Raw genomic sequence first — 21,132 nt, 5'->3', positions numbered from 1 at the left:
CCCTCATGTTCATTCGTCCGGGAGACACCGCCACCATCAGGTGAGCGGGTCCAAGTCGAAGCCGACCGAGCTCCGCCGACAACGACGGACCAGGCAGCACGGCTGCTGGGGTCACCTCGTCGTCGCGCCGCTCTGGGTCGCGTACGAAGCGAACCTCGGGACCCTGCTGCGCACGTGCGACGCCGTCGGCGCCTGCCTGGCCGTCCCGCGCACGCCGCACTACAAGGAAGCGCTGGCCAGGGGCGACACGCTGCGCGGGCGGCGACCCTGCATCCACTGGGTGGCGCCGTCGAAGGAACGCTGGCTCGACGAGCAGCGGGACGACAGCTTCCGGCTCGTCGCCGTCGAGCTGGCCGAGGGCGCGACGCCCCTGCCGCGCCTCGAACCGGCCCGGAGCCCCACGGTCCTCCTGCTCGGGCACGAGCACCAGGGTGTGCCGGACGACGTGCTCGCGAACGTCGACGAGTGTGTCGAGATCCCGATGACCGGATGGGGTGCGAGCCTGAACGTAGCGGTCGCGGGCAGCCTCGTCGCCTACCGGCTCGCGGGCCTGTCGTGACAGGTCGTCCACGGAATGCGCACCACCGTGCGCTCCGCGACCGGTACCGTGGTCGCCCACCCGAAGCTGAGGGGCTCACATGACACAGCTCGACCGCCGCACAACTCTGGCAGGCACTGCCGTCGTCGCGTTCGATCCGATGACGTCGCAGTGGCTCACCAGCTTCCCGGAGAGCTCGGGGGCGGTCCCGAGTCCCGCCCTCGACGGCGAGCTCGTCACGGACGAGGCCTCCCTCACGGAGGCAGCCACCGACTACGGACACCTGGTCCACCGCCGCCCGCGTGCGGTCCTCCGGCCGGGCTCGGTCAGCGACGTCGTAGCCGTGGTGCGCTTCGCGAACGAGCACGGCCTCACGGTCGCGATGCGCGGGCAGGGCCACTCGACGTTCGGCCAGGCGCAAGCCGACTGCGGCATCGTTATCGACTCCCGCACGCTCGCCACCATCCACGAGATCGCGCCCGACCGGGCGGTGGTAGACGCCGGTGTGCAGTGGCTCGACCTGGTCCGCGCGGCCCTCGCCGTCGGCGTCACGCCGCCGGTCACCACGGACTACCTCGGCCTCTCGGTCGGCGGCACGCTGTGCGTCGGCGGGATCGGTGGCGCCTCGCAGCACTTCGGGCTGCTCGTGGACAACGTGTTCGAGCTCGAGGTGGCCACGGGCGACGGCCGGCTCGTCACGTGCTCGGCCGATCACGAGCGCGACCTGTTCGAGGCGGTGCTCGGCGGGCTCGGCCAGTTCGCCGTCATCGTGCGCGCGACCGTCCGGCTCGTGCCGGCCCCGGCCACGGCCCGCGTCTACACGCTGACGTATCCACAGGTCACCGACCTGACGGCCGCCCAGCGCACAGCTCTGGCCGACGGCCGCTTCGACTACCTGGAGGGTCAGCTCGTCCCGACAGACGACGACGGCTTCGCCTTCGTCCTGGAGGGCGGGGCCTGGTTCACCAGCGAGCCGCCCGACGACGACGCCCTGCTCGCCGGCCTCACCCCCTCGGGTGTCGACGTCGCCGACCTGCCGTACTTCGAGTGGCTGAACCGGATCTACGAGACCGTCGAGCAGATCGAGGCGCTCCGGCTGCCCGGGCCGTGGCTCAACGTGCTCGTCCCGGACGCGGCGGCGGACGACGTGGTCACGGAGCTCCTGACCACCCTCACCCCCGCCGACGCGGGCGGCGTCGCCCTGCTCTACCCGACCACCCGGTCGCTGATCACCCGCCCGCAGGTGATGGTCCCCGAGGGCCCGGTGTTCTTCCTGCTCGCGCTGCTCCGCGCGGTGAGCCCGCCCGACGACGCCGAGGCGGAGCGCCTCATCGCCGAGAACGACGTGCTGTACGCCAAGGTCCGCGCCGTCGGCGGCACCAACTACCCGGTCAACGCCCTGCACCTGACCCCTGCCGACTGGCGCACCCACTACGGGGAGCGCTGGCCCGCCGTGCGCAGCGCCAAGGAGCGGTACGACCCCCGCGGGGTGCTCACGCCCGGTCAGGGCATCTTCGAGAACATCAGTGAGGACGTCAGCAGAGCTCCCGGTACTCCTTGAGGCCCTCGACCGTCGAGGCGACGTCGAGCTCCACCTGCTCGTCCTGAGCCAGGTCGAGCGATTCCTGCAGCTGCAGGAACGGCACCCGGATCTTCTCGACCGGGCCCCTGAAGTCCTCGGGCACACGCGTCTCGAGCCGGCCGAGCTCCACCGCTGTCGCGTGCATCTGGTCGGCGGCCTGGCCGTCGAGCCCGTCGCTCGCGCCGACAAGGGCAGTGCCGATGCGCTCCTCGAGCGTCTTGTCGTCGTCCACGTACATCGCGGCGCACGCCTGGTTCGCGTCCAGCGGCGCGTCCGGGTCGGGCCGTGCGGACGACGGTGCGCTCGCGCTGCCCGACGGCGACGCGCTCGCCCCGGCGTCGGCGCCGCCGTCGGGCGAGCAGCCGGCGAGCAGGACGAGCGTGGCAGCTGCGACGAGGGCCCCGCGGGCCCGCGAGCCGGCCGGGGCGGTGATGACAGGTCGGACCATGGCGGACATGAAACCACCAGGCGCTGGGAATTCGCGCATCCGGCGGGTTTCGCCCGGGTGGCCGACACGGCGGCCTCAGGGCCGGGCGGTGAACGGTCCCGGAACACTCCCGGAACTCGCCCGTCTCCCACTGGGAAGGCGCGCGAGGGCGGCCTAGCGTGGTGAGCGAACCGCAGACCCGGAGGTCAGCATGGCCGTCGCCAGTCCCGCAGTCATCGCCCACCGTGGGTACTCCGCGGTAGCGCCGCAGAACACGCTCGCCGCGGTCGAGGCCGCGTGCCGCGCGGGCGCGGACGCCGTCGAGATCGATCTGCAGCCCACCGCCGACGGCGTGGGCGCCGTGATCCACGACGAGACCGTCGACGCCACCACCGACGGCACGGGCAAGGTCTCCGCCCTGACCTCGCACGAGGTGCTCGGGCTCGACGCCGGCGCACGCTTCTCCCCCGCGTTCAGGGGACAGCGCGTGCCCACGCTCGCCGACGTGCTGGGCGTGCTCGCACGGCACCCGGACACCGACCTGCTGCTGGAGCTCAAGGGCTCGTGGACCACGGAGCAGGTCGAGCGGGTCACCGCCACGATCGCCGACGCCGGGTTCGACCACCGCGTCCTCGTCCAGAGCTTCTGGCCGGGCACCGTGGCCACGGTGCGCGACGTCGCGCCGCACCTGCCGGGCGGCCTGCTCGTCTCGTTCGACCCGCCCGGGCTGCTGCGCCTCTGCGAGCGCCTTCGTGTGGTCGCCTGCAACCCGTCGGTCGCGACGGTCGCGGGCAGCCCGCGCCTGGTGTCCCGCCTGCACGCGGCCGGCCTGCGGGTCATGTCCTGGACGGCGAACGACCCCGCCGCGTGGACCGCTCTCGTCGACACCGACGACGGCGCGGGCGTCGACGCCGTCATCACCGACCGGCCGGAACGGTTCGCCGGCTGGCTCGCCGGTCGGCTGGGGGGCCGGAACGACCAGCAGGCTGCGCCCCCGCTGCCGGGCCGAGGCGGGATCCGGTTGCGGCGGCGCCGTGTCCCGGCGCAGCGGGTCGTGGCGGGTACCGCCTGACGCCTGTCCGATGCGGCGGCGTGCGGACTACGTCCGGTGCAGCCAGCCGTGCAGGCTGCGGGTCACCCACGGGAGCACCCAGTACGCCATGATCGGCGTCAGGATCAGGGTCGAGATCAGCACCTTGAGCACCAGCGCGACGTCGTCCCACCCGGGCACCAGGTAGGTGAACAGGGCGGTGAAGAGCAGGTTCACCGGGAAGAACCCGAGCCAGATGCTCGTCGCCTGCTTCCACCGGGGCGGCACGACGACGGCTGCGACGTCGGCCGGCTCGTCGGTGCGTGTCGGGTCCTCGAACCAGCCCTCGATGCCCGTCCGCTGCTGGTAGCGCAGCTCCTCGACGAGGCCGGTGCCCTGCGCCAGCCAGTCCCGGCGCTCGGCCGACTGCTCCCAGGCGGCGAGCCGGTCGGCGTCGGCGAAGCGGTAGAGCATGTGCCAGTCGCGGGAACCCTCGGCGGCACGGATCCAGCCCGAGCCGAGAAAGCCGTCCCACCGGTTGGCGAGGTTGACGCCCGACTGCACCCAGCGGGTGACCTCGGGGATGTGGTCGGGGTTGACGATGCGGTGGATGGACACGGTGACGGGTTGTCCGGCGGGGGTGGGCACGGATCCGTTCGCGGCCTGGTCGTGATGGGCCATGCTCGAAGTGTCACGCACGGCTCTGCGCCCTTCAACCCTGCGCCCTTGGATGTGAGCGCGCACACCCCAGGTTGTCGGCCCTTCACGTTCACGCCACCATCTGCCCCCAGTTTTTGTGAGGCACGCCTCCGCGAAGGGGGTTCCATAACTCTTGGACGGTCGTCCAGCATTGAATGTCGCCGCATGGAACCAACCCCCTGGGCCTCCCGGCCCGGTTCCACGCGGCGACCGCCATGACCTCCGCGACCCGTCGCGCGCCGTGGCCAGACAGCAGCAGGCGCACCCGTCACCGTCCGCCAGAGGGATCAGCCCCTCACGGTGCCAGCGTGCCCAGCCGCAGAACGGAAGCTCAGCGTGCCCCAGACGCCGAACCCCGTCGCGCCCCGCACGGCGCGCCTTGTCCCTGTCCCCGGGTGTCAGGATCGTCCTTGACGCACGGCGACCACGCACTCGTTCCCCGTCGTACGCGACGCCCGGGCACCAGCGGAGCACATGCCGCAGTCGCGGTGGCCTCGGGCCATCCCATGGTGCGCCGCTCGTCCTTCGCGATAGCCGCCGCACTCACCTCGGTCGCCCTGACCACGACAGCGGCGGTCAGCCTCACGGGGAACGACGGCAGCGCCGTCGGCTCCCCGGGCAGCGCGGCAGCCGCTGAGCGTGCCGCACAGGCCCGCCCTGTCGTCGTCGGCAGTGCGATCGTCACCGACCCGGCGATACGGTCCGCCTCCGAGAAGGCGACCGCCGTCCTGACCGACGCCGACTACGTGACCCGCGAGGGCGACCTCGACCGCAAGGAGCGCAAGCAGCTCCGGGCGGCCGCTCAGCAGCTGCGGTCCATGCTGGAGCAGGTCGGTGACGGTTCAGGTACCGGCACCGCCGGCACCCGGCAGAGTTCTGCCGCCTCCCGGGACGGCGAGCGGGCCTCGCTCGCCGAACGTGCGGCGGATGCCTCCGCTGGTGAGGCGGCGGAGGCGTCCCCGAGCCCCGCAGCCACCGAACCGACCAATCTGGCCGGCACCGTCACAGGGGTCGCACCGCTCGGCGAGCAGGGGACGACCGGCAGCCCCGTCCTCGAGACCCCGCTCGCGGCCTCGGTCGACCTGACCGCCAGGGCGCAGCAGGCGGACGCCAGCACCGGGACGTCCGCCGACACGGCGGCACCGTCGGCCACCCGCATCGAGAAGGTGACGGCTTCGCTCCAGCGGCTCATCACGAAGGCCGACGGAGACGCGGTCGTGTCCGTCAAGGCGGGCCCGACGCCGGAGGAGATCGCCGCCGCGAAGAAGGCTGCCGAGGAGCGGCGCGAGGCCCGGGCGGACCGCGCCGCCGAACGCGCCGCCGTCAAGGCGCGGGCGGCAGCCGCCGCCCGGGTCGCCGAGGCCAAGGAGATGGCCGAGGTCGCGCGGAGCTACGGCAACGGGCAGATCCCGTCGAGCGTGCTCTGCGACCTGGACTGGGCGCCGAACCAGCTGCTGCGGTGCGACGCAGCGGTCGAGCTGGAGAACCTGAACGACGCCTTCCGCGCGGAGTTCGGCCGGAACCTGGACGTGACCGACGGGTACCGCTCCTACGCGGAGCAGCTGTCGGTAGCGGCGTCGAAGGGCGGCCTCGCGGCCGTGCCCGGCACCTCCAACCACGGTTGGGGGCAGGCGGTCGACCTGTCCGGCGGCATCGAGTCGTTCGGTACCGCGGAACACGCCTGGATGGTCGCCAACGCCGGGAAGTACGGCTGGACGCACCCCGCCTGGGCCCAGGCGGGCGGCAGCAAGCCGGAAGCCTGGCACTGGGAGTACGGCACCTCGTACTGACGGGTGCGCGCCGACCCGTCCGCACTGACCCGTGCGACGAAGCGGGCCCCGCGAAGCTCAGCTCTTGTCGAAGCCGGGCTCCGTCAGGGCCGGCTCCGTCATGCCCAGCCGAGCTCGTGGAGCCGTTCGTCGTCGATCCCGAAGTGGTGGGCGATCTCGTGGACCACCGTCACCGCCACCTCCTCGACGACGTCCTCACGCGTCTCGCAGAACGCGAGCGTCGGGTTGCGGAAGATGGTGATGCGGTCGGGGAGCGCGCCGGCGGCCCACATGTGATCGCGCTCCGTGAGCGGCACTCCCTCGTAGAGCCCCAGCAGGTCCGGATCGTCAGCGGGCGCGTCGTCCTCGACGAGCACCACCACGTTGTCCATCTGCGCCGCGAGATCCGGCGGAACGAGGTCCAGCCCCTCGCTGACCGCTGCCTCGAAGTCCTCTCGCGTCATCTCCACCACGCACCCATCATCCCTGACCGGAGCCGGTCGGCGACCATTTGGTGGACGGTGCAGCGAGACCGCCGACCGACTGTAGACTTGCCAGGTCCCAGCCCCCATCGTCTAGCGGCCTAGGACCCCGCCCTTTCACGGCGGTAGCACGGGTTCGAATCCCGTTGGGGGTACGAAGGGGCTCGTCAGAGCCAGGTTTCGAGTGTTGTGAGGCAGGTCATCCGGTCGGAGTCCGAATCTGATTTCAGGTTCGGGCCCGGGATGGGTTAGGGTTCTCACGGTTCGGAAAGAGCCCCCCGGGTGCGGGTAAGCATCCAAGGCCCTGTAGCGCAGTTGGTTAGCGCGCCGCCCTGTCACGGCGGAGGTCGCGGGTTCAAGTCCCGTCAGGGTCGCGCGAGAGGCGCCCGGGTTGTCGGTCTCGACTATCCGGGCGTTCGCGCTAGGGCTCTGTAGCTCAGTTGGTAGAGCGTTCGACTGAAAATCGAAAGGTCACCGGATCGACGCCGGTCGGAGCCACAGCCAAGGGATCGCAGGATCCAGCGATCTCGATGGGCCGCACTTCTTCGGAAGTGCGGCCCATCGGCGTTTCCACGCCTGACCTGGCCGTCGGGCTGACCGGCGCTCCGCAGAAGCGGTGATCGCCTTCAGTCAGTTCCAAGGCAATTCCTTTCAGCGAATGTCCATTCGCGCACGGTTTCCTTCATCCCTTTTCCTTGGAGCCACGCCGCGCCAGGAATTGCCCCATGCGCACTTGACCTGTTGAGTTGTCTTCAGCGGCGCAGTTACGAAACGGCGGCACGGGAGGGCAGATGATCGAGAACGTGAAGATCGACAGCCACACGGGGGCAGCAAGCGGCGCCCCGACAGGTACGCCGGAACCCGAGCGGCCCGCATCTCTGGGGAAGCTCGTCGAACAGATCTCGGACCAGGCGTCCCGGCTCGTACGCGCGGAGATCGCGCTCGCCAAGGCGGAGCTGGCCGAGAAGGCGAAGAAGTCCGGCATCGGTATCGGACTGCTGGTCTTCGCGCTGCTGATCCTCGTGTACACCGTGGGCGTGCTGCTCCTGGCCGCCGTGTACGGCCTGGGGACCGTATGGCCGCTCTGGCTGTCCGCGCTCGCCATAGGCGGCTTCATGCTGCTCGTCACGGCCGTCCTGGCACTGGCGGGCGTGCAGCTCCTGAAGAAGGGCACCACCCCGCCGGAGAGCGTCCAGCGGGTGAAGGACGACATCGCGTCGATCAAGGAGGGGATGCACCGATGAGCACTCCGACAACACCGCCGCCCAGCAGCCGTGAGCTCGAGGCCGAGGTTCTCCGCACCCGTGCGGAGCTGGCTGCGGCCATCGACGAGCTGACCACCCGCCTGAGCCCCGGCTATCAGGCCTCCCGCATCGCGCGCGACGCCAAGCAGGCCGCCAGTGACGCCGGCGCGATGGCCACCGGCGCGTTCGGCAACAAGAACGGCCCGGCGCAAGATCCGCGCCGGGCCCGCAACGCCAAGCTCCTGATAGGAGCCACGCTAGGTCTGATGGTCCTCGGTACGGCAGTTGCCGTGACCGCTGTACTCAGGCGCGCGCGGGGCTGAGCTGGGGGGCAGCACCCGGCGCGCCTTCGTTCTGCTTGCCGACCAATCCGTCAACGACGCCTGACTAGTTGTCAGAGTCGCCCGAGCTGTCCGCTGCCGCACCGAGCAGCGCCCGTACCTCGGACTCCTTGTAGCGGCGGTGACCGCCAAGTGTCCGGATCGACGAGAGCTTTCCCGCTTTTGCCCAACGCGTTACTGTCTTGGGGTCAACACGGAACAAGCTCGCTACCTCGGCGGGCGTGAGCAGGACCTCGGATTCTCCGTGGATGGACATCCCCGCACCTCCTCCGGAACGGTGTCGGCCTGGCCGTACCAGGCGGTTGACGACACCCGCTCTTGCACCATTGTTAGCAGCAAACGGGATTTAGGCGACTTGGGGGAGCGGTTTATTTCCTCACTTTCTCCAGGCCTCGCCACGCGCGCCCGTTTCGGGCGAGTCTCGGACACGTGCGACACGCCAATGGCACTATCCGACCGCGCGTCGCCGCCACATACGGTCGCTCGCGGGGGTGGGGCCCGTCGACATCCGTGCGTCAACCAGGACTGGGCAAAGCATCAGGGAAAGGCTCCCCGGGCCCGCGAGCGGGAATCTGTCGGCACGCGCCACGGGTGCTGACCAACTGGCAACCTTCATAATGAGTAGGTCTAGCGTTGGCCATGCTCCCACCAAGAGATGGGCCGCGCCCGAGCGGGACGCGAGCGACCGGGTGATCCGAATGTCACATCAGGCGATCGGACGAATCACGTCCACGGACTGGAAGAAACGCCGTACCAGCATGTAACGTTGGAACCTGGACAGACGAAACGCTACGGGGCCGCACGTCCATGCACGGTGCCGCCCCGCTCCTACGTTGAGGGGGGTCGGAGCCATGGGCCGCGGCCGTCAGAAGGCTAAGCAGACCAAGGTTGCTCGCGAGCTGAAGTACTACAGCCCGGACACCAATTATCACGCCCTCGAGCAGGAGCTCAGCGGAAGCTCCCGCACGGATGTTGCGACACAGTCGCGGTGGGACGCCCCGGAGGACGAGGAGTACGACAATAGGTACTCCGACTGGGTAGAGCAGGACGGCAACACGCGTTAAAGGTGCCGGCGCCTTAGCGCCGGCACCGCGCTCAGCTCTTGATCAGGTCCTGGCTCCGCATCATCAGCGGTAGTCGTTCACGAGCCTGACAGCGCCGCCGGACACACCCTTTGTCCCTGCGACCAGGTCTTCCTGCGCCGCAGAGGCATCCAGGGTCTCGACGCTCCCGAGCGTCCACGCGGGCACGCCCAACGTGGACAGGCGGGAGAGGGCCGCGGCGGCGCCGTCAGCGCCCACTACCGCCACCATGCCCACGCCGAGGTTGAGCGTGTTCTCCAGGTCGCGGTTCGGCACACCGCCGAGGTCGCGCACCATGCGGAACACCGCCGGGACGTCCCAGGACGCGCGGTCTACCGTGGCGACCAGCCCTGCGGGCAGCACGCGCGCGAGGTTCGCGGCGAGGCCGCCGCCGGTCACGTGCGTGAAAGCGTGGACCTGTGCCGCCTCGTCCGCGGCAAGGGCCAGGCAGTCCGTCGCGTAGACGCGCGTCGGCTCCAGAAGCTCTTCGCCCAGTGCTCGGCCGAGGTCGTCCACATGCCGGTCGAGGGACCAGCCCGCGTGCTTGATCACCGCGCGTACCAGCGAGTAACCGTTGGAGTGCAGACCGCTGGACGCCATACCGATCAGCACGTCGCCGGGCTGGACGCGGTCCGGGCCGAGGACCTTGTCGGCCTCCACGATGCCTGTGGCGGCCCCTGCGACGTCGTACTCGTCGGGCTTCAGGAGGCCGGGGTGCTCGGCGGTCTCGCCACCGACCAGCGCGGTGTCGGCCACCTCGCAGGCCTGCGCGATGCCGCGGACGATGTCCGCGATCCGCTCCGGCACCACCTTGCCCGTCGCGATGTAGTCCGTCATGAACAACGGCTTGGCACCGATCACGACGATGTCGTCCACGACCATGCCCACCAGGTCGAACCCGATGGTGTCGTGCTTGTCCATCGCCTGTGCGATCGCGACCTTGGTGCCGACGCCGTCGGTGGACGTCGCCAGCAGCGGCGCACGGTAGCCCTTGAACGCCGACAGGTCATAGAGGCCGGCGAAGCCACCCACGCCGCCGAGCACGGCCGGACCCTGCGTGCGGCGCACGGCGTCCTTCATCAGCTCGACGGCCTTGTCGCCCGCCTCGGTGTCGACGCCTGCGGCGGCGTACGTCAGGCCTTCGGATGTCACTGGTGCTCCATGAGGGTGGTCGGGGCGGGTGAAGCGGTGTTGCTGGTGAAGCGGTGTGGTCACGGGTGTTCGAGCGCGGTCGAGCCACCCCGGCTCACGGCGAGCTGCTTGAGCCCGTCCTCGGGCGGACCGAGCGGCAGCTCCGCCTGCTCGAGGAGGTGCTTGCCCAGCTGGTCGTCCGGGGGCAGCTCGATCGGGTACTTGCCGGTGAAGCATGCGGCGCAGAGCTGCGAGCTGGGCTGCTCCGTCGCGGCGATCATGCCCTCGGTGGTGATGTAGCCGAGGCTGTCGGCACCGAGCGACTGTCCGATCTCGTCGACGGCCAGCCCGTTGGCGATGAGCTCTGCACGCGACGCGAAGTCGATGCCGTAGAAGCACGGCCACTTCACCGGCGGCGACGAGATGCGGACGTGCACCTCGGCGGCGCCCGCCTCGCGCAGCATGCGGATCAGGGCGCGCTGGGTGTTGCCGCGAACGATCGAGTCGTCGACCACCACGAGGCGTTTGCCCTTGATGACCTCGCGCAGCGGGTTGAGCTTCAGGCGGATGCCGAGCTGCCGCAGCGTGTCGGACGGCTGGATGAACGTACGGCCCACGTAGGCGTTCTTCGTGAGGCCCTGCCCGAACGGGATGCCGGACTCGGCCGCGTAGCCGACGGCGGCAGGCGTGCCGGACTCCGGTGTCGGGATGACGAGGTCGGCCTCGACGGGGTGCTCGCGCGCCAGCTGGCGTCCCATCTCGACGCGCGCGGCGTGCACCGAACGGCCGTTGATGGTGTTGTCGGGACGAGCCAGGTAGACGTACTCGAAGACGCACGCGGCCCGCTCGACCTCGGCGAAGCGCTCGGAGCGCATGCCGTCGGCGTCGATGCAGATCAGCTCGCCCGGCTCGACATCGCGCACGTAGGACGCACCCACGATGTCCAGGGCAGGGGTCTCGCTGGCGACCACCCAGCCGCGGTCGAGGCGACCGAGGACGAGCGGGCGCACACCCTGCGGGTCGCGTGCCGCGTACAGGGTGTTCTCGTCCATGAAGACAAGGGAGAAGGCACCGCGCAGACGCGGCAGCACCTCGAGCGCCGTTGCCTCCAGGGTGCGGTCCGCGTCGCCGGCGAACAGTGCCGTGATGAGCGCGGTGTCGGTCGTGTTGCCGCGGGCGAGCTCGCCCCGGCGCTGCGCGCCGTAGCGCTCGGCCACGAGGTTGACGAGGTCCGCCGAGTTGGTCAGGTTGCCGTTGTGGCCGAGGGCCACCGTGCCGGACGCCGTCGCGCCGAGCGTGGGCTGGGCGTTCTCCCAGGTCACGCCACCAGTGGTGGAGTATCGGCAGTGCCCGACGGCGATGTGGCCGGTCAGGGCGTTCAGGGCTGTCTCGTCGAAGACCTGGGAGACGAGTCCCATGTCCTTGTAGACGAGGATCTGCTCACCGTTGCTGGTGGCGATGCCCGCGGACTCCTGTCCGCGGTGCTGCAGGGCGTACAGACCGAAGTACGCGAGCTTGGCGACCTCCTCGCCGGGTGCCCAGACCCCGAAGACGCCGCATGCGTCCTGGGGGCCCTTCTCGCCGGGCATGAGGTCGTGGTTGAGTCGGCCATCTCCGCGCAGAGGCATGCCCCGAGTATCCCATGCGGTCGGATCGAAGTCGTCAGCACGACCTGTGACCTCCGCGTCAGCGAACGCCGGATCAGCGGCCCGCCGCGTCAGCGACCGCGCAGGCTCCGGCGGTCGGCGAGCACGGCGAACAGGCCGGCCAGCAGCGTGGTCACCATCGTGACGAAGGCCGTCAGCACCGTGACGTACACGCCGGGCTTCATCATGGCGGCACCGGAGGGCGAGTTCACCAGGTAGAGAGACAGGCCCAGCCCGAGAACTATCCCGATCAGTGCGCCGGTCCAGAAGAACGCCTTGTACCGCGGAGCCCTGCGCACGCTGGCCGGGTCGATGACGTCGCGCACCTCCACGTCGTCGGCGGAGTCGCTCGGTGCCTGGGTTTCACTCACGAAACCAGGGTACGCGTCCGCGAGGCCGCCCCGAAAAAGCGGTACCCGCTGGTCGAGCTGGTCGAGACCTGAGTCTCGACCAGCTCGACCAGCGGGTGGTCGCACCCGACTGTCCGGGTCAGTTCACCAGCTGCCAGGGGCTGCGCTTTCCGACGCCCGGGATCTGGAGGATCGTCGGGCGGGTCGCCTCGTAGACCAGGCCCTTGTAGGTCACCAGGTCGCCCCACCAGTAGAGCTTGAACGGCCGCCAGGCGGGCGCATCCGGCTCCACCGGATCCGCTGCCTCGACGGTCAGCGGCAGGCGGGCGGTGGTGCCGGACGGCGACGCCTGCACCAGGAGCTGGTACGCCCCGGGTGCGGTGCCTGCCGGGACGGTGACCGAGGCCGACGTCGCGCCGCCGGTGACCGGGCTGGTGCCGAGGGAGACGCCGTCGGCCGCCGCTCCGCCCGACGGGACCAGGAAGGTCTCGACGGCGGTGTTCTGCGGGGAGCCGAGCGAGGTCAGGTCCAGGCCGGACAGGCTGACGTCGGTCGAGGCACCGGCCTTGACCGTGCCCGGCAGCGCCGGGGTGACCGTGCGGGTGCGGGCGAAGCTCGGCGTGATCGGCGAGGAGCTCTCCAGGTACGAGATCCAGGCGTCGCGGTCGACCAGGCCCGAGTCGCGGCTCTCCGACCCCTCGGTGAAGACCCGGAAGTTGTCGCCGCCGGACATCAGGAACGAGAACGTCGCGATGCGGTACTCCGCGGCGGGGTCGACGGGCACGCCGTTGACGACGATCGACGAGACGTTGTCGCCCGGCGTCGCGTTCGGGTCGTCCGTAGACACCGTGTACGAGACGTTGTCCGACAGCCCCAGCGCCAGGTACGGGCGCGAGGGGCGGTTGCCGTCGGCGTCCGTCTGCCACTGCTGCTCGAGCAACGTGTCGAGCTGTGCACCCGTGAGGGTGGTCGTCCACAGGTTGTTGACGAACGGCAGCACCGAGTTGGCCTCCGCGTAGGTGATGACGCCGTCCTCGCCGAAGTAGAGCTCGTTGCGCAGCCCACCCGGGTTCACGACGCCGATGTCGGCGCCGCCCCGCTCATCGCTCGCGAGCGAGTCACGCAGCGAGTTCGCCACGAGGTTACCGAGCGCCGACTCCGACGCGCGGTCACCACGTTCACCGCCCGTGTAGACGCCGTCCGTGTAGGAACCTCCCGCGAACGCGGTCGTGACGTCCGCAGTCACCTCGCCGATCGGCTGTGCGCCGATCTCCTCGGCCTCGGCCAGCGCAGCGTCGACGATCGCGTCGACCTCGGCGACCGCCGGGTACTCGGCGATGAGCTCGTCGGCCGGGGTGCTGGTACGCGGCACGTTCTCGACGGTGTAGCCGGTGACGTCGAACGACTCCGTGTCCACCGTCAGGGAGACATGGCCGAGGAACTGGCCGTAGTCACCGGTCTGGACGATCGGACGGGTCTCCCCCTCCGTACCGGGGACCGGGGCATCCCACGCGTACTGCTTGTGCGTGTGGCCGGTGAAGATGGCCGCCACCCGCGGGTCGGTGTCCTGCACCAGCGCGGCGAACGGGCCGCCGGCAGCGACCTCCTCCTCCAGCGAGGAACCGTCGGGCGTGCCCATGCCGGCGCCCTCGTGCGTGAGGGCCACGACCACGTCGGCCTCGCCGTTCGCGGCGTCACCGTCGAGCAGGTCGTCCGTGACGCGGTTGATCGCCTCGACCGGGTCGCCGAACTCGAGGCCCTCGATGCCTGACGGCGTGACCAGCGTGGGCGTCTCCGCTGTGACCACGCCGACAAAGCCGACGTCGACCCCGTTGACCGGCACCACCTGGTACTCGGGCAGCGCGGGCTCGCCGGTGGCCTCGTCATAGACGTTGGCGCCCAGGTGGTCCCAGTCGGCGGCGTCGGAGACACGACCGGTCAGGTCCGCCATGCCCTGGTCGAACTCGTGGTTGCCGACCGCCGAGGTCTTCAGACCCAGTGCGTTCAGCACGTCGATGGTGGGCTGGTCCTGCTGCAGCGCGGACGCGAACAGAGAGGCGCCGATGTTGTCACCCGCCGAGACGAAGGCGGTGCCGTCGGGGTTCTGTGCCCGCAGCTCCTCCACCGTGCCCGCGAAGTTGACGGTGTTCCCGTCGATCCGGCCGTGGAAGTCGTTGATGGCAACGAGGTCCAGGTCGACCGAGCCGGGCTCGGTGGTCGTGCCCTCGAGGTCCAGGCCGACCAGTACCGGGTCGTGGTCGGACGACCGGAACGGCGTCTCGTCATAGAGGATCGACGCGTTGTAGTTGTACCGGCTGTACTCGTTCGCCACCGGCTCGTACGCGTTGATGTTCCAGATATCGGTACCCGTCACCAGCTCCGCCGCGGCCGGGGAGGCCAGCACGTGGTCGAGCGAGCCGACCATGCCACCGAAGTTGTAGGTGTACTCACCCGTGGTGGGGCCGAGGTCCGTGTAGCCGGCGTCGGTGAGGACCTTGATCGGGTCCTCCTGCTCGTAGGCGTTGAAGTCGCCGACCAGCAGGATCTTGTCGGTCCCGGCCGCGGTGCCCTGCGCCTCGGCGAAGCTCGCGAGCGAGGTCGCCTGACGCGTACGGGACTCGTTCGAGTTCCCCTGACCGTCACCCTGGTCCGCGTCGCCGGGCCACGGGCCTGCCGAACCCTTCGACTTGAAGTGGTTGGCGACCACGAGCACGTCGTCGCTCGTGTCGGCCGCGCCGCCCGCGGGCTGGAAGGCCTGGGCAAGCGGCTGCCGGGCGTTCTGGAACGCCTCGTCACCGAGCAGGATCGTCGAGCCGCCCGCCGGCTCCGCCGTGGCGGTCCGGTAGATGAAGGCGTTGCGGATGACGTCCTCGGCGTCGGGCACCTCGGCCGGAGAGGCCGCGAAGGCCCACGTGCCGGCGCCTTCAGCGGCGTTCAGCGCGTCCACCAGGTCGCTCAGCGCCTGGTCGCGCGAGCCGCCGAGCGCCGCCGTGTTCTCGATCTCCAGCAGCGCGACCAAGTCGGCGTCGAGCGCCGTGATCGCCGCGACGATCTTGGTCTGCTGACGCTGCAGGTCCTCCTCCTCGGCCGCACCGCGTGCGTCGCAGCCGCCCGAGACGGTGACCGGGTCGCCCGCGCGGTCCGTGTAGTAGGTGCAGCCCGTGAGCTCGTCACCCGTGGTGCTGAAGTAGTTCAGCACGTTGAACGTCGCGACCTTCAGGTTGCCGCCCACCTCTGCGGGCGCGTCCTCACGCGTGTCCTCGAACGTCGCGGGCTGCACGGCGTCGGCGACGTCGGGCGTCAGCTGGGACGTCGGCTGGAAGCCCCACTCGTCGAACCGGTAGTCGAGCACGACAGGACGCGTGAACGTGACAGCGGCGCCCACGCGCAGCGGCGCACCGCCGGTCAGGTAGGGCAGCGGCTTCGACTTGTTGGCGGTCGAGTTGTAGTTCAGCGACGAGCCGTCGTCGAGGAGCACGCCGCGAGCCGCGTTGTCCGCGATCTGCGCGTCGTACTCCGCCGATCCCGGCCGGCCCGCCGTCGTGGGCTGCACGAGCGGGCTGTCGCCCGCGGCCAGGCCTACCGTGCCGTAGAAGTTGGTGCTGTAGTTGTCCGTCACCGTGAAGGAGCCCTGCGGTGCGAGGAGCATGCCCTCGAGGGCCTCGCGCTCGGCGGCGGCGGCGGGCCAGGCGGTCACCGTCGGCTCGACCGTCGCGGGCTCGTCCAGCACGGTCCAGCCGCCCGACGACGGAGTGAGCTCCGTCAGCCCGTTGAACTCGGAGACGGCGCCGGTCACCTCCACGTGGTCGCCGGCCGAGAGGTCGGCGGCGGCCGCCGCCGAGAACACGAAGATGCCGTCCGACGCACCGGGCGTCGGGTCCTCGCCACCGCCGGTCCCGGCGGTCTGCAGGTACAGGCCGTTGAACCCGCCGGTCGGGTAGACGGCGGTGACGACACCACGGGTGGTCACCGTCTCGCCCGCGAGCGGCGAGGCGTCGCCGGTGCCCTGGATCTCGGCGATCGGGGTGACCTCGCCGGGCTCGGTCGGCACCGACGGCGACGGGGTGGGGCTGGGCTCGGGCTCGGAGCCCGCGCCGTTGACGGGGGTCACCTCGGTGGAGAACACGAAGTCCGCCGAGTTGTCACCGGCGTCGCCGGTGCGCTCCAGGGACCCGACCACGCCGGTGCCCTGGCCGGCCGGGCCCGGGGCGGTCTCGAACGTGTCGGCGGTGCCGTAACCGAGCAGGTCGACGACGCCTGTCGCGCCCTCGACCGGTACGGCACCCTTGGCGAGCGTGACCGCGGTGGCCTGCGACGCGAGCGCTATGACACCGGCCGCGCCGCTCGTGTTGAGGCTGCCGACGGCGTCGGGTGTCGGGAGCGGCTCGCCGTTAGCCGCGTTCGAGGCCCCCTGCACGAGGTAGTGGCCGCCGGCGGCGATGGTGCCGCTCAGCGCGGTGACGCCGGAGAACGCCGCGCCCGTCGCGGACTTGTACTGGACCGACCAGCCGTCGACGCTGACTGGCTCGTCGGTCGGGTTGTACAGCTCCACGAACTTGTTCCGGTACGGCTGGCCGGTGCTGCCGCCCACGAGGTAGGCCTCGCTGATGACGACGTGCCCGGAGTCCGGGCCTTCGGCGGTGGCCGCGGGCGCGGCGAACGCCGCCGTCGCGGGCACGGCAAGCGCTGCGGAGAGAGCCACTGCGACTGCGGCCCTTCCACGGTGGTGGGGGCGCGGTCGCGGGGACCGGAGCGTGGTGGGTCTCACGCTGACTCCTTCTGCAATAGCCGACCGAGGGCCGGGCTGGGAGTGCACTGCTGCTGGACGTCTTGCTTCGGCGGCATCGCCGTGGCCGGGCGCGCATCAGTTGCGCAGGCGGTCCGGCACGAGTGTCACCAAACCAATCACTACCTCGTGAACCAGCGGTTACAGCCGGACACCCACCCGGAAAACTGTTGTTTCGGCACCGGGTGAACCGTGCCACAACAGATACACGAGATCGACGCCGAGGTTAGCGGGTGTCACCGACATCCGTTAGCACGCGCGCCCCGGTTCACCCCGGAGAGACCGGGGACCCCGGGTCTCCGTGCACCCCGGACACCGCCCGGCGCCCGACCGTCAGCGGCAGCAGCTCGGAGATGTCGGAGCGCTCGCCCGAGGCGTGCACGCGGCCGTCCATGACGGCGTCTGCCCAGGTCACGGTACCGGTGGCAAGACCGAGCCAGGTGGCCGGATCGGTCTCGACCACGTTGGGCGGCGTGCCGCGCGTGTGCCGTGGCCCGGCCACGGCCTGCACCGCACCGGCGGGCGGCACGCGCACCTCCACGGAGTTCCCGGGAGCGGTCTCGGCCAGCTCCTCCAGCGTGAACCGGACGGCGGTCGTCACGTCACGCCGATCCGCCTCGCCCCTCGCCCAAGCGGCAACGGCGGCACGCCCGGCCGCAGGATCGGTCCGACGCCGCGGGGGCACCTACCGCACCACCGGTAGGTCGCCGAGCCGCTTCCGGGCGGCAGCGGGAGCTGCATGCTTCATGGAGCCAGTATCGCGGACCGCGGTGTCAGTAGCGGTAGACGTCCGAGCCCGGGCCCTCGACCGCGAGCAGGTCCGCCGCCACGACCATCGGCAGCTCGAGCGAGGCCACCGACGGGTAGTCCACGTGCGTCACGTCCGGGAAGGCGTCCCCGCGGACCGCGGGTACGGGCTGCGACGGCGCCGCGAGCCGCCGGGGCGAACCGCCCCGCGGCGAACCACTCTGCGGCGCGTGCCGCGGCCAGGGCTCGGACAACGGCATCTCGTCGCGGACCTGAGGGCGTACGGGACGCCGCATCGGCGGGTAGCTGATGCCGTGACCCGGGTGCCGCGGGGCCTGAGCGGCCTCCGCCGCGCCGTCCGGCCGTGGCTGCGGGGACGGCTGGGGCTGCTGCGGGACCGGTCGGGGCCGGGGAGTCGGACGCGGCCCAGGACTCGGGCTCGGCTGCGGGGACGGCTGCGGGGACGGCTCGGGGCTGGTCGCGAACGCGGGTTCGACCGTGGACCCCAGGACTCTGCCGTGCGCCGGCGTCGGGCCGTCGGCGACGGGAACCGAGAAGGCCGTCGGATCCGCCGCACGTCGTGGCACGCCGGCGGCCGCGCGCGGACCGGTGGTGGAGCGTCGTCCGCCGCCGTCCCAGGTGTCGGCCCGACCAGCTGTAGTTCCGGCCCCAGCACCCGTTCCCGGGTCGACCGCGCCGTCACCGAGCAGCGTGAACAGCACTCGGCGCTCGGACACGTCCGCCTCGGCGAGCCTGACCCGCACCTCGTCGCCCAGCGGGAGCCGCAGACCCGTCACACGCGCGCGTACGGCGGGGTCGCGCAGCACCACCAGACCGCGCTGCATCTCCTTGGTGTCGTCCTCGACGTCGACCACCACGCCGTCGAACTCCTCGCCGAGCCGGTCGGCGAGAAGGGAGGCCTCGACGATGTCAACGCACTCACGCTCGAACGACGCGGTCCGACGGCCGGTCTCGGCCATCACCGCGGGCAGGTGCGGCAGTGCGTCGAGCACCCACCGCGGGACGGCGGTACCCGCGGAGATCGCGAGGCAGACCTCCGTCGCGTAGCGGTCCACCAGGCGCCGCAACGGCGCGGTGACGTGTGCGTAGTCGGCCGCGATGGCGGCGTGGCGCGTGTTCTCGGGCGGCGGGACGGGGGCGCCGTCGGGCCCCGGCATGCCGAACGCGACGTAGCCGGCACCGCGGAACAGGGTCGTCGCCTCGTTGAGGAACGCCGCGTGCTCCGGGACCCGCGAGACGAGCGTAGGAACGAGGCGCGAGTACGGGACGTTGTCCGCCCAGTCGATCCCGAGCGCGCGGGCGGTGCGGTGCAGGCGGGCCAGGTCGCGGGGGTCGGCCTCGGGAAGGGTGCGCAGGATGCCGACACCCGCCTCGCGCATGAGATGGGCCGCCGCGATGCCCGTGAGCAGGGAGATCTGCGCGTTCCACTCCTCGACCGGCAGGTTGCGGCGGAACGAGAGCGTGTACGTGCCGTCCTCCCGCCGCTCCACCTCCTGCTCGGGTACCTCCAGCGAGACACCGCCGCGCGCGGCCTCCAGCGACTGGCGCAGGCGTCCGACGTCGGCCAGCAGCTGCAGGGACTCGCTCGCCGTGCCCGCGTCGAGGGCCGACTGGACCTCCGCGTACGTGAGCCGTTCGCGGCTGCGCACCAGCACCCGCTCCAGCGAGGCGCCGGTGATGATGCCACGCGCGTCCAGCGTGACCGTCCACAGCACCGCGGGGCGGTCCTCCTCGGGCAGCAGGCTCGCGGCGCCCTCCGACAGGATCTTCGGGTGCAGCGGTGTCCGGGCGTCGGGCCCGTAGACGGTCATGCCCCGCTTGCGCACCTCCAGGTCGAGCGCGCCACCGGGTGTCACGAAGGCGCCCAGGTCCGCGATCGCGTAGTGCACCACGTAGCCCTCGCCCGACTGCTCCACCTGCACCGCCTGGTCCAGGTCCTTGGAGCCGGGCGGGTCGATGGTCACGAACTCGATGTCGCGGCGGTCGCTCCGGCCGGCGGCGAGGTCCTGGTCGGCTGCGGCCCGAGCCTCCTCGAGGACGTCCTGCGGGAACATCGCGGGCAGGCCGACCTCGGCGCGGAGCGCCGCGAGGGCACTGCTCACGTCTTCGGGGGCGGCGGGCGCGAGGCGCATCTGACGAGTCGGCACGTCTGCGAACATAGGCTGATTTCGCCCTCTCCGCGCGATGTCGCTGTGTTGTCGGCCGCGCGAGCGGCCCCGTTACTCGACGACGACGGTGGCCAGGACCGCCCGGTGGTCGGTGCCCGGCACCTGCATGGTGACGACGTCGGAGACCGGCATGTCCCGCTCCACCACCACGTGGTCCAGGGCGAACAGCGGGGGCACCTGACCGCCTTCCGGCCAGGTCACCGCGGGTCCGGCGCCCCACTCGCGCGTGGCGTCGGAGAAGCGCGAACCGAGCAGGTCACGGAATCCGGCGTGGTCGTAGGTGGCGTTGAAGTCGCCGGCCAGGATCTGCCGCGCGTCGTCCGCGTGTACGTGGTCGGTCAGCTGGGCCAGCTCGGTACGCCAGGCAGTGATGTCCGTGGGCATCGGCGGGTGCGGATGCACGACCGTGACGCGGACGTCGGTGCCGCCCGCGCCGACGAGCGCCGACGGCATCGCGAAGCTCGTGCCGGGCAGCTCTTCCTCCTCCGCCAGCGGCGTGGACGACCAGAGGCCGCTCCCCGCGGGGCTGTCGTCGGCAGGCACGGTGAAGCTGTGCGGCAGCAGCTCGTCGAGGCCTGCGTCCGTCAGCGCCTCCTCGAAGGCGGGCGTCAGCTCCTGGACCGCGAGCACCTCGACGTGCTGGGACTGCACGAGGCCGACGACGCTCTCGGCGTCGGCCTGCCCGTACAGGACGTTGACGGTCATGACCCGGAGCGTGCCGGCGTTGGCCGGGTCGGCCGGCGACGACGTGCTCGGCGGCACGAAGAAGGGCGCCAGCCAGTACACGTAGCCGGCCAGCGCGGCCGCGAGCAGTACCGCCAGCACCTTGCGCCGGGCGAAGAGCGCGACGATCAGCAACGGCAGCGTCGCCAGCGTCGCCCATGGCGTGAACGCCACGAGGTGCGGCAGCGGGATCACGCCGTCGAACGGCAGGAGCCGCGCGAGGGCTGTGAGGAGCAGAGGGATCGCGATGATCCAGAGCACTGACGCGATGAAGCCATGGACAAATCGCACTATCGGACCTTACCGGCAAACGCCGAGGTAGAGCGTACGTCCGGACGTACGCTCTACCTCGGCGTCAGCGGGTGC

At 71.1% G+C, this 21,132-nt stretch carries 18 protein-coding genes and 3 tRNA genes; 10 read left to right on the top strand and 11 right to left on the bottom strand.

Annotation, left to right across the window (positions count from 1 at the left end):
- Positions 1-40: 40 nt before the first annotated feature.
- On the top strand, positions 41-559 hold the full coding sequence (locus ACQEVI_RS13200) for a TrmH family RNA methyltransferase (RefSeq protein ID WP_432899329.1): 519 nt from the start codon (positions 41-43) through the stop codon (positions 557-559).
- A gap of 79 nt (positions 560-638) precedes the next feature.
- Positions 639-2,099, top strand: a complete 1,461-nt coding sequence (locus ACQEVI_RS13195; RefSeq protein WP_432899326.1) for an FAD-binding protein — start codon at positions 639-641, stop codon at positions 2,097-2,099.
- On the opposite strand, the gene ACQEVI_RS13190 is transcribed toward ACQEVI_RS13195, so the two are convergent.
- Complete coding sequence (locus ACQEVI_RS13190; protein ID WP_432899323.1) at positions 2,074-2,568, bottom strand: hypothetical protein; 495 nt, start codon at positions 2,566-2,568, stop codon at positions 2,074-2,076. The genes ACQEVI_RS13195 and ACQEVI_RS13190 overlap by 26 nt on opposite strands.
- Positions 2,569-2,758: 190 nt before the next feature.
- Here ACQEVI_RS13190 and ACQEVI_RS13185 point away from each other — a divergent pair, with 190 nt between their 5' ends.
- On the top strand, positions 2,759-3,619 hold the full coding sequence (locus ACQEVI_RS13185) for a glycerophosphodiester phosphodiesterase (protein WP_432899320.1): 861 nt from the start codon (positions 2,759-2,761) through the stop codon (positions 3,617-3,619).
- A 27-nt stretch (positions 3,620-3,646) separates the two neighbouring features.
- On the opposite strand, the gene ACQEVI_RS13180 is transcribed toward ACQEVI_RS13185, so the two are convergent.
- Positions 3,647-4,258 (bottom strand): antibiotic biosynthesis monooxygenase, encoded by a 612-nt coding sequence (locus ACQEVI_RS13180; RefSeq protein ID WP_357444624.1) that lies wholly within the window; start codon positions 4,256-4,258, stop codon positions 3,647-3,649.
- A 428-nt stretch (positions 4,259-4,686) separates the two neighbouring features.
- Here ACQEVI_RS13180 and ACQEVI_RS13175 point away from each other — a divergent pair, with 428 nt between their 5' ends.
- The gene (locus ACQEVI_RS13175; RefSeq protein WP_432899316.1) at positions 4,687-6,066 is read left to right on the top strand and encodes a M15 family metallopeptidase; all 1,380 of its coding nucleotides are present in this window, start codon (positions 4,687-4,689) and stop codon (positions 6,064-6,066) included.
- A 98-nt stretch (positions 6,067-6,164) separates the two neighbouring features.
- Here the strand turns inward: ACQEVI_RS13175 and ACQEVI_RS13170 are convergent, their stop codons facing one another.
- Positions 6,165-6,509 carry a metallopeptidase family protein gene (locus tag ACQEVI_RS13170; RefSeq protein ID WP_357503921.1) on the bottom strand — a complete coding sequence of 115 codons (345 nt, stop codon included), beginning with the start codon at positions 6,507-6,509 and terminating at the stop codon, positions 6,165-6,167.
- A 100-nt stretch (positions 6,510-6,609) separates the two neighbouring features.
- Here ACQEVI_RS13170 and ACQEVI_RS13165 point away from each other — a divergent pair.
- From ACQEVI_RS13165 to ACQEVI_RS13145, 5 genes are all read left to right on the top strand, one after another.
- Positions 6,610-6,682, top strand: a tRNA-Glu gene (locus ACQEVI_RS13165).
- Between the two features lie 145 nt (positions 6,683-6,827).
- Positions 6,828-6,901: transfer RNA gene (locus ACQEVI_RS13160), tRNA-Asp, on the top strand.
- 51 nt (positions 6,902-6,952) lie between these two features.
- Positions 6,953-7,025, top strand: a tRNA-Phe gene (locus tag ACQEVI_RS13155).
- Between the two features lie 293 nt (positions 7,026-7,318).
- The gene (locus ACQEVI_RS13150; protein ID WP_377136234.1) at positions 7,319-7,771 is read left to right on the top strand and encodes a phage holin family protein; all 453 of its coding nucleotides are present in this window, start codon (positions 7,319-7,321) and stop codon (positions 7,769-7,771) included.
- Positions 7,768-8,094, top strand: a complete 327-nt coding sequence (locus tag ACQEVI_RS13145) for a DUF3618 domain-containing protein (RefSeq protein ID WP_432899313.1) — start codon at positions 7,768-7,770, stop codon at positions 8,092-8,094. Before ACQEVI_RS13150 ends, ACQEVI_RS13145 begins: the two co-directional genes overlap by 4 nt.
- Positions 8,095-8,158: 64 nt before the next feature.
- Here ACQEVI_RS13145 and ACQEVI_RS13140 read toward each other — a convergent pair whose 3' ends face one another.
- The gene (locus ACQEVI_RS13140; protein ID WP_108495333.1) at positions 8,159-8,368 is read right to left on the bottom strand and encodes a BldC family transcriptional regulator; all 210 of its coding nucleotides are present in this window, start codon (positions 8,366-8,368) and stop codon (positions 8,159-8,161) included.
- A 595-nt stretch (positions 8,369-8,963) separates the two neighbouring features.
- On the opposite strand from ACQEVI_RS13140, the gene ACQEVI_RS13135 reads away from it, so the two are divergent.
- Positions 8,964-9,176 (top strand): DUF3073 domain-containing protein, encoded by a 213-nt coding sequence (locus ACQEVI_RS13135; RefSeq protein WP_377136238.1) that lies wholly within the window; start codon positions 8,964-8,966, stop codon positions 9,174-9,176.
- Between the two features lie 63 nt (positions 9,177-9,239).
- Here ACQEVI_RS13135 and purM read toward each other — a convergent pair whose 3' ends face one another.
- From purM to ACQEVI_RS13100, 7 genes are all read right to left on the bottom strand, one after another.
- Positions 9,240-10,346: a phosphoribosylformylglycinamidine cyclo-ligase gene (purM, locus tag ACQEVI_RS13130; RefSeq protein ID WP_357503867.1), complete on the bottom strand. Its 1,107-nt coding sequence runs from the start codon at positions 10,344-10,346 to the stop codon at positions 9,240-9,242.
- A gap of 59 nt (positions 10,347-10,405) precedes the next feature.
- Positions 10,406-11,953 carry an amidophosphoribosyltransferase gene (gene purF / locus ACQEVI_RS13125; RefSeq protein WP_116673277.1) on the bottom strand — a complete coding sequence of 516 codons (1,548 nt, stop codon included), beginning with the start codon at positions 11,951-11,953 and terminating at the stop codon, positions 10,406-10,408.
- 89 nt (positions 11,954-12,042) lie between these two features.
- On the bottom strand, positions 12,043-12,342 hold the full coding sequence (locus tag ACQEVI_RS13120) for a hypothetical protein (RefSeq protein WP_432899308.1): 300 nt from the start codon (positions 12,340-12,342) through the stop codon (positions 12,043-12,045).
- Positions 12,343-12,460: 118 nt separating this feature from the next.
- A complete protein-coding gene (locus ACQEVI_RS13115; RefSeq protein WP_432899305.1) occupies positions 12,461-17,023 on the bottom strand; it encodes an ExeM/NucH family extracellular endonuclease in 4,563 nt (1,520 codons plus the stop codon).
- Positions 17,024-17,375: 352 nt separating this feature from the next.
- Complete coding sequence (locus ACQEVI_RS13110; protein ID WP_432899303.1) at positions 17,376-17,792, bottom strand: sterol carrier family protein; 417 nt, start codon at positions 17,790-17,792, stop codon at positions 17,376-17,378.
- Between the two features lie 88 nt (positions 17,793-17,880).
- Complete coding sequence (locus ACQEVI_RS13105; protein ID WP_432899300.1) at positions 17,881-20,022, bottom strand: RNB domain-containing ribonuclease; 2,142 nt, start codon at positions 20,020-20,022, stop codon at positions 17,881-17,883.
- Positions 20,023-20,094: 72 nt separating this feature from the next.
- Entirely contained in the window at positions 20,095-21,057 is a 963-nt protein-coding gene (locus tag ACQEVI_RS13100) for an endonuclease/exonuclease/phosphatase family protein (RefSeq protein ID WP_432899297.1), read from the bottom strand.
- Positions 21,058-21,132 lie beyond the last annotated feature (75 nt).

The sequence above is a fragment of the Promicromonospora sp. CA-289599 genome (assembly GCF_050936155.1).
GTDB lineage: Bacteria > Actinomycetota > Actinomycetes > Actinomycetales > Cellulomonadaceae > Promicromonospora.
The sequence above is the reverse complement of the archived record's forward strand: the minus strand, read 5'-3'. Positions and strand labels throughout refer to the sequence as shown.